Source organism: Paraburkholderia sp. WS6 (assembly GCF_030464835.1).
Lineage (GTDB): Bacteria > Pseudomonadota > Gammaproteobacteria > Burkholderiales > Burkholderiaceae > Paraburkholderia > Paraburkholderia madseniana.
Map to the genome: position 1 here is coordinate 58,739 of NZ_JALQCK010000031.1, position 12,823 is coordinate 71,561.

Here is a 12,823-nt window from a genome sequence, read left to right on the forward strand (position 1 = left end):
ATGGCGAATGTGACGGCGTTTGCGCAGGACAATCGCGTCGCGAAGTCGAGCGATCCGGAGACGCAAACCGCGGTCGCCGATTACAACGCGGGCAATATGGGCGCGGCGCTTGCTGAGTTCCGTAAAGCGGCGGAGCACGGCAGCCGGCTGGCCGAGTTCAACTACGCGATGATGTTGCTCAACGGTGAAGGCACCAAAGCCAATGTCGACGAAGGCAAGAAGTGGTTGCGCAAAGCCGCCGACGCCAACATGTCGCACGCGCAGTACGTGTACGGCAAGATGTACGACGACGGCGAGTTCGTCGGGCGTGATCCGGTCGAAGCGCACCGGTGGTTCCTGAGGGCCGCGCAGCAGGGGCACGTGCAGGCGGAACTCGCGTTGGCCAACCAGTTTCTCGATGGCCGTGGCACGACTCGCGATAACCAGCAGGCGTTTGTCTGGTACAAGAAGGCCGCGCAAGGCGGTGATATGACTGCGCAGTACGTGACGGGCTCGTTCTATGAGCGTGGGGGCGATGGCGTGGACAAGAACCTGAACGTGGCGCGTGCGTACTACGCGGCTGCGGCGGCACAGGGCGATCCGGCGGCGAAACTCAAGTATCAGCAACTCAGCGCGCAGTTGCGGGATCAGAAGGAAGTGAAACCGCAGTAAACGAGACCGCATTAAATGAAAAAGGGGCGCTCCTCACGGTGCGCCCCTTTTCTTTATCAGGTCTGCTGTGGCCTGCTTCGACTTTGCTGCCATTGGCTCCGCAGTCTGGGACCTACGCCCAGCCCCGCTCTAACTCTGCATCAACCGCTTCTGCCGCGCGACGCTCATGATGAGCCCGATCGCGACCCCCAGCGTAGTCAGCGCAGTGCCGCCGTAACTCATGAACGGCAAGGGCACGCCCACCACCGGCAAGATCCCGCTCACCATACCGATGTTGACAAACGCATAGGTGAAGAACGCCATCGTCAGCGATCCGGCCAGCAGCCGCCCAAACAGCGTCGCCCCATTGGCGGCGATGTACAAACCGCGCGCGATCAGCAGCATATAAAGCGTGAGCAGCACGATCCCGCCCGCCAGCCCGAACTCCTCGGAAAACACCGCGAAGATGAAGTCGGTGTGCTTCTCGGGGATGAACTCCAGATGCGCCTGGGTACCCTTCAGCCAGCCCTTGCCGAGCGGGCCGCCCGAGCCGATTGCAATCACCGCCTGGATCGTGTGGAAACCCTTGCCAAGCGGATCGGACGTCGGATCCAGCAGCGTACAGATACGGTGCTTCTGATAATCGTGCATCAGCGGCCACTGCACTTCCGGCTGACAGATCTTGTCCTGGAACGCCGCGATCGAGCCGACCGCGATCACGCCGGCAATCAGCACCGGCACGATCAGCTTGAAACTCAGCCCCGCGAAGTAAATCACGAAGAGGCCGGCCGCGAACACCAGCACGGCGGTGCCCAGGTCAGGCTGCTTGGCGATCAAACCGACCGGCACGATCAGGATCAGGAAGCCGACCAGAAAGTCGTACCAGCGCATCACGCCTTCGCGGCGCTGGTAGTACCAGGCGAGCATCAGCGGCGTGGCGATCTTCAGAATTTCCGATGGCTGGATCACCACGCCGACGTTGATCCAGCGCTTCGCGCCCTTGCGCGTGAGGCCGAACAGCGCCACGGCCACCAGTAACGCGATCCCGAACGTATAAAGCGGAACCGCGAAGCGCATCAGTGTGGTGGGCGGCACATTGGCCAGCGCCCACATCAGCACGAACGTCAGCATGATGTTGCGCAGTTGGTCTTCCACGCGGCCGGGCATGTCCAGCGTCGCGCTGTAAAGCGTGATGATGCCGACGCACAGCAGCAGAAACACGATCAGGGCGAGCGGACGGTCGAAGCCCACGAACATCCGCTTGATGCGGTCGAGCCAGGCGCGCTTGTCGAATTGCATGCCTTTCTCCTTACTCGTCGATGCCGCCGGAAACCGGCTGGCGTGGCGACGTAGGCTGAATGCTGTCATCCCGCGACGGGGCGGCGGCAGTCGGTACCGACTCGCTGCTCGGGCGGGGTTTGTGCGGGACGCCGGATTTACGCGGCGCCGGAATCTTTGCGGCGGCGGACGCGGATGCAGCGACGGCCGCCGACGCGCTGGTTGCACCGGATGCGGAAGCAGTCGCCTTAGCCGGCGATGTCGCAGCCGAAGGCGCCGAAGCCGATGCAGCAGCCGAAGCCGAAGCCGAAGCCGAAGCCGAAGCCGAAGCCGAAGCCGAAGCCGAAGCAGCCGCCGCTGCAGAAGCTGCCGCCGCGGCCGAAGCCGCACCCGGCATCGGCAGTGCCGTGAAGCCCGCCGCGATCTTGACCGGCTGCGCCGCGTCCTGCGGCGTCGGTGCGTCACCCACTTCTGGTGCGGACGCATCCTCCGTCGCCGAGGCCGCTGCTGCGACAGCCGCCGCTTCAGCGCCTGGCTTGTTCTTGCCGACCAGGTAGTAATCGAGCACACGACGTGCGATCGGACCGGCCGCTTCCGCGCCCCAGCCGCCGTTTTCGACGATCAGCGCGAGTGCGATCTTCGGTTGCTCGGCCGGCGCGAACGCGATGAAGAGCGCGTGGTCGCGCAGATGCTCGGCGATCGCGTGGCCCTTGTAGTTCGCGCCTTGCAGCGAGTAGACCTGCGCCGTACCGGTCTTGCCGGCGGCCAGATAGGGTGCGCCGATGAACAGCTTCGACGCCGTACCGTTGGTCACGACGCCTTCCATCGCGCGCTTGATGATGTCGATGTCCGATTGCTTCACCGCGATCTTGTCGCTCGGATCGCGCACGACCGGGCGCGTATCTTTGGTGATCGGATTTTCGATGTCGCGCACGAGGTGCGGCTTCATCACGACGCCGTTGTTCGCGAGCGTGGCCGTGGCGTGGGCGAGTTGGAGAATGGTGAACGAGTTATAGCCTTGGCCGATGCCCAGACTGATCGTTTCGCCTTCATACCAGCGCTGCTGCTCGGGCTTGCGGTACGCCTTGCGCTTCCAGTCCGTCGACGGCAGGATGCCGCGCGCTTCGCCTGAAATGTCGATGCCGGTGATCTGGCCGAAGCCCCACGGCTTCATGAAGCCGGCGATCGCATTGACGCCGAGATCGTGCGCGAGCATGTAGAAATACGTGTCGTTCGACACCACGATCGCGCGGTTCATGTCGACCCAGCCCTGGCCCGAGCGCACGTCGTTGCGGAAGGTATGGCCGCCGAATGTGTACGAGCCCGGATCCTGGAAGCCCCAGCCCGGCGTGCGCTTATGCAGCGTCAGCGCGGCGAGCGCCATGAACGGCTTGTAGGTCGAGCCCGGCGGGTAGGTGCCGTGCAGCGGACGGTTCAGCAGCGGATGGTCCGGCGAGTTGTTGAGCTCGTCCCAGGTCTGCTGATCGATGCCGTCGACAAACGAATTCGGATCGAAGCTCGGCGCCGAGACGAACGCGAGCACATCGCCGGTTGCCGGTTCGATCGCGACCAGTGCCCCGCGGCGGCCCGCGAAGGCTTGCTCGGCGACCTGCTGCAGGCCGATGTCGATCGACAGTTCGAGGTTGTTGCCCGGCGTTGCCTGAGTACGCGACAGCGTGCGCACAGGTCGGCCACCGGCGGTGACTTCGACTTCCTCAAAACCGGTCTGGCCGTGCAGTTCCGTCTCGTAGCTCTGCTCGACGCCGATCTTGCCGATGTAGTCGGTGCCCTTGTAGTTGTTCGCGTCGAGGCGCGGATCGTAGTGATCCGGATCGCTGTCGTTCTGATCGCTGGCGTCGTCGATGCGGTCCTGATCGCGCTGCGAAATCCGGCCGATATAGCCGATCACGTGGGCCGCAGTCGGCCCGAGCGGATATTGGCGGAACAGGCGCGCGCGCACTTCCACGCCCGGAAAGCGGAAGCGTTGCGCGGTGAAGCGCGCGACTTCGTCGTCGGTGAGGCGGGTGCGGATCGGCAGGCTCTCGAAGTTTTTCGAATCTTCCTGCAGTTTCTTGAAGCGGCGCCGGTCGCGTGCGTCGATCGAGACCACGGTGGCCAGGTTGTCGATTACGTTTTCGAGCGTGTCGTTCAGCTTCGACGGGGTGATTTCGAGCGTATAAGCCGAGTAGTTCTTGGCCAGCACCACGCCGTTACGGTCGGTGATGATGCCCCGGTTCGGCACGATCGGCGCGACCGAGATGCGGTTTTCGTCGGCTTGCAGCGAGTACTTGCTGTAGTGCCAGACCTGCAGGACCAGGAAACGGAAACCGATCAGCCCGAAGCAGACGAACACGAACACGCCCGCCGCCGCGACGCGCAGGCGGAACTTCGAGAGCTGTTGCTGAGTGTCCTTGAATTCGGTCATGCGATTCTGCAAAAGGCCGCGTGACGGCCATCATGAGTGTGCGCCCAAACCGGCCGGAACCGGGAGGCATGAACAGCGATGCGCGTCGAGCGGGCCGGGGGCGTGGATTCCATCGGAACGGCCGGCGGGCTCGATGCGTGATTAAATCGGCCGCGTATCGTCCGGATCGGCCGGGCGACGCTGCGGCATCAGCAGCAGCATGCTGGCGACCGGCCACAGCGCGGCTTCGACGAAGCCGTCGATCAGGTAACTCCAGCCCGGAAACGCCGCGCCCGTCAGCAGACGGATCACGAACGGCACCAGTTGCGCGACGACCAGCAGCGGCATCACCGCAAAAGTCTGCACGCCGAGCGACATCCACAGCACCCGGCGATGGATCGTAATCGCGCCATACGACAACAACGTATACGCCAGCGCGTGCTCACCGAGCAGGCTGGCGTTGTGTACGTCCATCAACAAGCCGAGAAAGAACGCGATGCCCATACCGACTTTGCGCGGCTGGTGCACGTTCCAGAACAGCAGCACGAGCGCTACGAAGTCCGGCACACCGGCGAGGCGCCCCCACGGCATCAGGTTCAGCAGGAACGCCGCGGCGAGGCTGAACGAGATGAAGTACGGATTGACCGGCTGCAGGATGTATTGCGGACGGTTCATGGCTGGGCCCCCGGCGTGGCTTGCGGCTTCGCGCTCTTGTCAGCGGCCGGTTTCTTTTCGGTGGCGGTTTTCTTCTCAGCGGCCGTGGCTTTGGCCGACGGCTTTTCAGCGGGCTTGGCAGCGGCGACGGCGGGCTTTTCGGCAGGCTTGGCAGCGGATTTATCCGCTGCGGCCTTGTTGTCCGCTGGCTTGCCGCCCTTCTTCGCTTTCGCGTCCTTGGCGGTCGTGGCCGCATCGGGCTCTTCCGCCGGACGCGGCGGCACGTTGTTCAGATAGTGCAGCACGAGCAACTGACGTGCGCCGCGCACAGGCGCCACCGGCAAGCAGATCACGCGCGCGAACGCCGTATCGGCCTGTTTGTCGACCCGCACGACCTTCGCGACCGGCAGCCCCGGCGGATAAACGCCGTCGAGCCCGCTGGTCACGAGTTCGTCGCCGGTTTGCACGTCGGCGCTGATCGGCACGAAGCGCAGGTCGAGCGTATCGCCCTTCGGTGTGCCGTAAATCACGCTGCGCAAGCCGGTGCGCACGATCTGCACGGGCACGGCCTGATCCTTGTCGGTGAGCAGCGTCACTTCGGCTTGCAGCGGGAACACGCGTGTCACCTGACCTATCACGCCGTCTTCGTTGACGACCGGCGAACCGTTCTGGACGCCTTGCTGGGCGCCGCGGCCAATCACGACCTTCTGCGTGAACGGGTCGCGCGTGTCGTACTGGATTTCAGCCGGCAGCGATTGCGTGGTCGAGCGCTGCGAGAGTTGCAGCAGCGCGCGCAAATGCGTGTTTTCGGCGGCCAGTTCGGCGGCCGTATTGGCTTGTTGCGAGAGCTGAAGATCTTTGGTGCGCAGTTTGTCGTTCTCGCTGCGCAATGTGGCGCTGGTCACGGCCAGGTCGGCAGCGCCCATGAACACGTCGCGCGGCACGAGGGCTGCGCGTTGCAACGGATAAAGACCCGCGCCGAGCACGCCGCGAACGATTTCGAGCGTTCTGAAGCGTGCATCGGAGATCAGCAGGGCGAGCGCCAGCACGACGAAAAACACCAGCCGTGCGAGGGCGGACGGGCCTTGCTTGAACAGGGGCGGCGGACTGTATTCCATGGTCGGCGCCGGGGGCGTGAGCGGTTGGGTGAGACGGCGGCGCGCGAGGGACGCGCGTTCAGCGCGCGGAGGCTGGCAGGCCCAGCCAACGGCAAACCGGCCCGCAAGGGGCCGTTTGCCAGATCCGCGCTACTGACATGGAGACGGGCTCGCTTACTCGTACGAGAAGATGCTGCCGAGCTTGTCCATGCGTTCGAGCGCCATGCCCGAGCCGCGCACAACACAGGTCAGCGGGTCTTCGGCAACGAGCACCGGCAGGCCGGTTTCTTCGGCGAGCAGGCGGTCCAGATCGCGCAGCAGTGCGCCACCGCCGGTGAGCATCATGCCGCGCTCGGCGATGTCGGCGCCCAGTTCCGGCGGTGTTTGTTCGAGCGCGATCTTCACCGACGACACGATCTGGTTCAGCGGATCGGTGAGGGCTTCGAGGATTTCGTTGCTGGAGATCGTGAAGCTGCGCGGAATGCCTTCCGACAGATTGCGGCCCTTCACTTCCATTTCCTTGACTTCGGAACCCGGGAACGCGGAGCCGATTTCTTTCTTGATGGCTTCGGCGGTTTGTTCGCCGATCAGCATGCCGTAGTTGCGACGGATGTAGTTGACGATGGCTTCGTCGAATTTGTCGCCGCCTACGCGGACCGAACCCTTGTACACGATGCCGCCGAGCGAGATCACGCCGACTTCGGTCGTGCCGCCGCCGATATCGACGACCATCGAGCCGGTTGCTTCCGACACCGGCAGGCCCGCGCCGATTGCAGCTGCCATGGGTTCTTCAATGAGGTAAACCTGCGAAGCGCCCGCACCGTGAGCGGCTTCTTTAATGGCGCGACGCTCGACCTGGGTCGAACCGCACGGCACGCAGATGATGATGCGCGGCGACGGCGAGAACATGCGCGATTCGTGAGCAGTTTTGATGAACTGCTTGATCATCTGTTCGGTGACGGTGAAGTCGGCGATCACGCCGTCTTTCATCGGGCGGATCGCCTCGATGTTGCCCGGCACCTTGCCAAGCATCTGCTTGGCTTCCTTGCCGACTGCCTGAATGGTTTTCTTACCGTTGGGACCGCCTTCCTGGCGGATCGAGACCACCGACGGTTCATCAAGAACGATACCCTTGCCACGCATGTAAATGAGCGTGTTGGCAGTGCCAAGGTCAATCGCCAGGTCGTTGGAGAAGTAGCTGCGCAGAAAACCGAACATTCAAAATCCTGTCTCGCTTGGGGCCAGCCCTCGCGACGGTTGCGCAGGGCGGCAGCGGAAAAAATAACAGCTTCAACCGGGCGGAAGCGGCGCCACAGGAACTTGAAGCTGCGAGGGAGTCTACCGGAGGCCGGTGCAAGGCCCAGTCAGAAAAATCCGAACTATCTTTGGGAATTGTTCAGAAAGGCCTTGGTAAGTCGGTCCGGGTTTGGGTCGAACGCGTAATGATACCTTATAATTTTGGATGTTTTGAAGGAAACGGACGGCACTTTTTGCCGCCGCTGGCCCCTTTTTCGAGGTCTTCCTCCAGTGTCGTAACCCGCTGTCGCAGCATCGTTTTTCCCGCGCTGCGGCGGTCCACCACATTTTCCGGTGACTGCATGGCTCTGACCCTGACCGATGTTAAACGCATCGCGCACCTCGCGCGGCTCGAACTGGCTGATGCCGACGCTGAGCACACGCTTGCCCAGCTCAATGATTTCTTTGGCCTCGTCGAGCAAATGCAGGCGGTCGATACCACCGGCATCGCCCCGCTTGCCCATCCGATCGAGCAGATCGAAGACGTCGCGCTGCGTCTGCGTAACGACGCGGTGACCGAAACGGTCGACCGTGAAGCCTTCCAGCGCCCGGCGCCGGCCGTTCAGGACGGCCTGTACCTCGTGCCGAAGGTGATCGAGTAAGTGATCGACCAAGACTCGCGAATCAAGCCCAGGATAAAACGCAATGCATGAAAAAAGCTTGACCGAACTGCGCGCCGCACTGGCAGCCAAGGAATGCTCCGCAGTCGAACTGGCGCAGCTCTATCTGAAGCGGATCGACGCGGCCAACAGCCTGAACGCCTTCATTCAGGTCGACGCCGACCTGACGCTCGCGCAGGCGAAAGCGGCCGACGCGCTGCTTCACACCGGCCACGCCGGCCCGCTGGTCGGCCTGCCGATCGCCCACAAGGACGTGTTCGTCACCAAGGGCTGGCGCTCCACGGCCGGTTCGAAGATGCTGTCGAACTACGAAAGCCCGTTCGACGCGACGGTGGTCGCGCGTCTGCAGAACGCCGGCATGGTGTGCGTGGGCAAAACCAACATGGACGAGTTCGCGATGGGCTCGTCCAACGAGAATTCGTATTTTGGCCCCGTGAAGAATCCGTGGGATCGTCTGGCTGTGCCGGGCGGTTCGTCGGGCGGTTCGGCTGCTGCTGTGGCGGCGCGCCTCGCGCCCGCTGCCACCGGCACGGATACCGGCGGCTCGATTCGTCAGCCGGCGTCGTTCTCGGGCATCACCGGCATCAAGCCGACGTATGGCCGCGTATCGCGTTACGGGATGATCGCGTTCGCATCGTCGCTGGATCAGGGCGGTCCGATGGCCCAAACGGCCGCGGATTGCGCCACGCTGCTCAATGCCATGGCCGGTTTCGACGAGCGCGATTCGACCAGCCTCACGCGCGAAGACGAAGACTTCACGCGCTACATCGGCAAGACGTGGAAGGAAGACGGTGCGGACAAACCGCTTGCCGGCCTGCGCATCGGCCTGCCGAAAGAGTATTTCGGCGCTGGCCTTGCCGACGACGTGCGCGCATCGATCGACGCTGCATTGAAGCAATACGAAGCTTTGGGCGCCACGCTGGTGGAAGTCTCGCTGCCGAAAACTGAACTGTCGATCCCGGTGTACTACGTGATCGCGCCGGCGGAAGCTTCGTCGAACCTGTCGCGGTTCGACGGCGTGCGCTTTGGTCATCGCGCGGGGGAATACCGCGATCTGCTCGACATGTACAAGAAGTCGCGTGCGGAAGGCTTCGGTCCGGAAGTGAAGCGCCGCATTCTGGTGGGTGCGTACGTGCTGTCGCACGGCTATTACGACGCGTACTACCTGCAGGCGCAAAAGATCCGCCGCATCATCGCGCAGGACTTCCAGGAAGCGTTCAAGCAGTGCGACGTGATCATGGGCCCGGTGGCGCCGTCGGTAGCGTGGGACCTCGGCGCGAAGGGCGACGATCCGGTGCAGATGTATCTGGCCGACATCTACACGCTGTCGGTGAGCCTCGCCGGTCTGCCGGGCATGAGCGTGCCGTGTGGCTTCGGCGCGGGCGCGAATGCGCAGCGCCCGGTGGGTCTGCAGATCATCGGCAACTATTTCAATGAAGCCCGGATGCTGCAAGTGGCCGACGCGTTCCAGCGCGCGACCGACTGGCACCGTAAAGCACCGGCAGGAGTGTGAGCACCATGGCCAAGCAATGGGAAGTCGTGATCGGTCTGGAGACCCACGCGCAACTGTCGACCCAATCGAAGATTTTCTCGGGCACCGCCACGCAATTCGGCGCTGCGCCGAACACGCAGGCCAGCCCCGTTGATCTGGCATTGCCGGGCACGCTGCCGGTGATGAACCGCGGCGCCGTGGAGCGTGCGATTCAGTTCGGTCTCGCGATCGGCTCGACGATCGCGCCGCGCAGCATTTTCGCGCGCAAGAATTACTTTTACCCCGATCTGCCGAAGGGCTATCAGATCAGCCAATACGAAATCCCCGTCGTGCAGGGCGGCCAGGTGACGATCCAGGTCCCGGCTAACGAAAAGGCGGGCAAGGAAGCGTACGAGAAGGTCGTCAACCTGACGCGCGCTCACCTCGAAGAAGACGCGGGCAAGTCGCTGCACGAAGACTTCGCGGGCATGACCGGCATCGACCTGAATCGCGCCGGCACGCCGCTGCTCGAAATCGTCACCGAGCCGGAAATGCGCAGCGCGGCTGAAGCGGTCGCGTATGCCAAGACGCTGCACACGCTGGTCACATGGCTCGGCATCTGCGACGGCAACATGCAGGAAGGCTCGTTCCGTTGCGACGCGAACGTGTCGGTGCGGCCGGTCGGTCAGGCGGAATTTGGCACGCGTGCCGAGATCAAGAACCTGAACTCGTTCCGCTTCCTCGAAGAAGCGATCCAGTACGAAGTGCGCCGTCAGATCGAATTGATCGAAGACGGCGGCACGGTGGTGCAGGAAACGCGTCTGTACGATCCGGACAAGCGCGAAACGCGGTCGATGCGCAGCAAGGAAGACGCGCACGACTACCGCTATTTCCCGGATCCCGATCTGATGCCGCTGGTGATCGACGCGGCGTGGGTCGAGCGCGTGAAGGGCGAAATGCCGGAACTGCCGGTTGCGATTCAACAGCGCTTCGTCACGCAATACGGCCTGACGCCGTACGACGCTAACGTGCTGACGTCGAGCAAGGCCATGGCTGCCTACTACGAAGCGGTCGTCCTCAAGGTCGGTCCGTCGAACGCGAAGGTCGCGGCGAACTGGCTGATGGGCGAGGTGTCGTCGCAACTGAATCGCGAAGACCTGGACATCGCTGACAGCCCGGTTTCGTCCGCGCAACTCTCGTTGCTGCTGCAACGTATCGCCGACGGCACGATCTCGAACAAGATCGCCAAGGAAATTTTCCTCGCGATCTGGGAAGAGAAGGCCACCGACGAAGCCGCTGCCGATCGCATCATCGAAGCGAAGGGTTTGAAGCAGATTTCGGATACCGGCGCGCTGGAAGCGATCATCGACGAAGTGCTCGCCGCGAACCAGAAGTCGGTTGAGGAATTCCGCGCCGGCAAGGAAAAAGCGTTCAACGCGCTGATCGGTCAGGCGATGAAGGCGACCAAGGGCAAAGCCAATCCGGCGCAGGTGAACGAACTGCTGAAGAAGAAGCTGTCCTGAGTTGAAGTCATGTGACCGGTGCGAGTGCGCCGGTCATCACGGGCTGTTGCCGGAAACGAAACTGGGGCAACGGCCCGTTTCATTTTGCGGGCAATGTTTTAACGCAGATCACGGAGTGTGAATGGCGAAGCAACCCGAACTCGACGATTTCCGCGTACCGTATTTCGACGACGGCAAGAAGAGCAGCAAATTCTCACTCGACGCTTTCGACCCGGCCGCGAAGCCTTTTTCGAGCGGTTCGAAAGATGCCGACCGTGTGCGATTGTCGGAGATCGGCGCGATCCTCGACACGCAGCAGGAGTGCCTGCACGCGCAGCAGAAACGCCGGGTATTGCTGGTGTTGCAAGGCATGGACACGAGCGGCAAGGACGGCACGATCCGCGCGGTGTTTCATGAGGTCGATCCGCTTGGTTTGCGCATCGTGCCGTTCAAGGCGCCTACGCCTGTGGAGCTGGCGCACGATTTTCTCTGGCGCGTGCATGCGCAGGCGCCCGCTGCCGGTGAGTTGACCATCTTCAACCGTAGCCACTACGAAGATCTGCTGGTGCCGACCGTGCTCGGCAATCTGGACGCCGAAGCATTTGAGCAGCGCTGTGGCCACATTCGCCAGTTCGAAAAGCTGCTGGCCGACAGCGGTACGGCCATCGTCAAGTGCATGCTGCATATTTCTAAAGATGAGCAGCGTGAGCGTTTGCAAGCGCGCATCGACGATCCGAGCAAGCACTGGAAATTCGACGTCTCCGATCTCGAAGCCCGCAAGCAGTGGGACAAATATCAGGCGGTGTACCGCGATACGCTGGCCGTGACGTCGACCGAATACGCACCGTGGTACGTGGTCCCGGCAGACTCGAAGACCCATCGCAATGTGATGGTCGCCGAGTTGTTGCTACGCACGTTCGAAGCATTAAAGCTCGAATATCCGCCTGCCAAGGAATCGCTGAAGGGCATCAAGGTCGAATGACCCTGCGCCTTCGGTCATGTGCTCCAGAAACGAATTGAACATAAAGGAAACGACATGTTGCGTGTGATTACCGCCAACCTGAACGGCATCCGCTCAGCGGCGAAGAAGGGTTTTTTCGACTGGTTCGGCGAACAGAAAGCCGACGTGCTGTGCGTGCAGGAAATCAAATGTTCGCAAGACGACATGACGCCCGAATTCATGGCGCCGCACGATTACACCGGCTATTTCCAGCATGCGGTGAAGAAGGGTTATAGCGGCGCGGGCGTGTACACGCGCCATGAACCGGATGAAGTGGTGATCGGATTCGGCAGCGAAGAATTCGATCCGGAAGGGCGCTATGTCGAATTGCGCTTCGGCAAACTTTCGGTGATTTCTGTGTATGTACCGTCGGGATCGAGCGGTGAAGATCGCCAGCAGGCCAAGTTCCGCTTCATGGACGAGTTCATGCCGCATCTCGCGGAACTGGCCCAGGAACGGGAAGTGATCGTGTGCGGCGACGTGAACATCGTCCACAAAGAGATCGACATCAAGAACTGGAAGAGCAACCAGAAGAATTCAGGCTGCCTGCCGGAAGAGCGCGAGTGGCTCACCAAGCTGTTTGACGAAGTGGGTTACGTCGACGTATTTCGCACGCTCGATCAACGGCCCGAGCAATACACGTGGTGGAGCAATCGCGGTCAGGCGTATGCGAAGAACGTGGGGTGGCGGATCGATTACCAGATCGCGACGCAGGGCATCGCCGGCAAGGCGAAACGCACCGACGTGTTCCGCGATATCAAGTTCAGCGACCATGCGCCGCTGACGGTCGACTACGATCACAAGGTCAAGAAGTAAGCACGGCCGGCCCGAGCCGCAAGGGAACTGCGCAAGCCGCAAGCCAAGCGCTGCG

At 62.5% G+C, this 12,823-nt stretch carries 11 protein-coding genes; 6 read left to right on the forward strand and 5 right to left on the reverse strand.

The window, feature by feature from the left end:
- Nucleotides 1–651 carry a tetratricopeptide repeat protein gene (locus M0D64_RS30140; protein ID WP_266260478.1) on the forward strand — a complete coding sequence of 217 codons (651 nt, stop codon included), beginning with the start codon at nt 1–3 and terminating at the stop codon, nt 649–651.
- 129 nt (nt 652–780) lie between these two features.
- Here the strand turns inward: M0D64_RS30140 and rodA are convergent, their stop codons facing one another.
- The 5 genes from rodA to M0D64_RS30165 form a co-directional block, all read right to left on the reverse strand.
- On the reverse strand, nt 781–1,929 hold the full coding sequence (rodA, locus tag M0D64_RS30145) for a rod shape-determining protein RodA (protein WP_054037121.1): 1,149 nt from the start codon (nt 1,927–1,929) through the stop codon (nt 781–783).
- A gap of 10 nt (nt 1,930–1,939) precedes the next feature.
- Nucleotides 1,940–4,333, reverse strand: a complete 2,394-nt coding sequence (gene mrdA, locus M0D64_RS30150; protein WP_266260462.1) for a penicillin-binding protein 2 — start codon at nt 4,331–4,333, stop codon at nt 1,940–1,942.
- Between the two features lie 141 nt (nt 4,334–4,474).
- Nucleotides 4,475–4,987, reverse strand: coding sequence for a rod shape-determining protein MreD (gene mreD, locus M0D64_RS30155; RefSeq protein WP_054037125.1), 513 nt, complete (start codon nt 4,985–4,987; stop codon nt 4,475–4,477).
- A complete protein-coding gene (mreC, locus tag M0D64_RS30160; RefSeq protein WP_154559675.1) occupies nt 4,984–6,084 on the reverse strand; it encodes a rod shape-determining protein MreC in 1,101 nt (366 codons plus the stop codon). Before mreC ends, mreD begins: the two co-directional genes overlap by 4 nt.
- Nucleotides 6,085–6,237: 153 nt before the next feature.
- Entirely contained in the window at nt 6,238–7,281 is a 1,044-nt protein-coding gene (locus tag M0D64_RS30165; protein ID WP_004189550.1) for a rod shape-determining protein, read from the reverse strand.
- A 380-nt stretch (nt 7,282–7,661) separates the two neighbouring features.
- Here M0D64_RS30165 and gatC point away from each other — a divergent pair, with 380 nt between their 5' ends.
- The 5 genes from gatC to M0D64_RS30190 all read left to right on the forward strand — a co-directional run bounded on the left by gatC (nt 7,662) and on the right by M0D64_RS30190 (nt 12,768).
- Nucleotides 7,662–7,961, forward strand: a complete 300-nt coding sequence (gene gatC / locus M0D64_RS30170; RefSeq protein ID WP_171925220.1) for an Asp-tRNA(Asn)/Glu-tRNA(Gln) amidotransferase subunit GatC — start codon at nt 7,662–7,664, stop codon at nt 7,959–7,961.
- A gap of 43 nt (nt 7,962–8,004) precedes the next feature.
- Entirely contained in the window at nt 8,005–9,492 is a 1,488-nt protein-coding gene (gene gatA / locus M0D64_RS30175; protein ID WP_266260463.1) for an Asp-tRNA(Asn)/Glu-tRNA(Gln) amidotransferase subunit GatA, read from the forward strand.
- A gap of 5 nt (nt 9,493–9,497) precedes the next feature.
- Nucleotides 9,498–10,973, forward strand: coding sequence for an Asp-tRNA(Asn)/Glu-tRNA(Gln) amidotransferase subunit GatB (gene gatB, locus M0D64_RS30180; protein ID WP_154559677.1), 1,476 nt, complete (start codon nt 9,498–9,500; stop codon nt 10,971–10,973).
- A 121-nt stretch (nt 10,974–11,094) separates the two neighbouring features.
- The gene (locus M0D64_RS30185) at nt 11,095–11,934 is read left to right on the forward strand and encodes a PPK2 family polyphosphate kinase (RefSeq protein ID WP_154559678.1); all 840 of its coding nucleotides are present in this window, start codon (nt 11,095–11,097) and stop codon (nt 11,932–11,934) included.
- A 54-nt stretch (nt 11,935–11,988) separates the two neighbouring features.
- Nucleotides 11,989–12,768: an exodeoxyribonuclease III gene (locus tag M0D64_RS30190; protein ID WP_154559679.1), complete on the forward strand. Its 780-nt coding sequence runs from the start codon at nt 11,989–11,991 to the stop codon at nt 12,766–12,768.
- Nucleotides 12,769–12,823 lie beyond the last annotated feature (55 nt).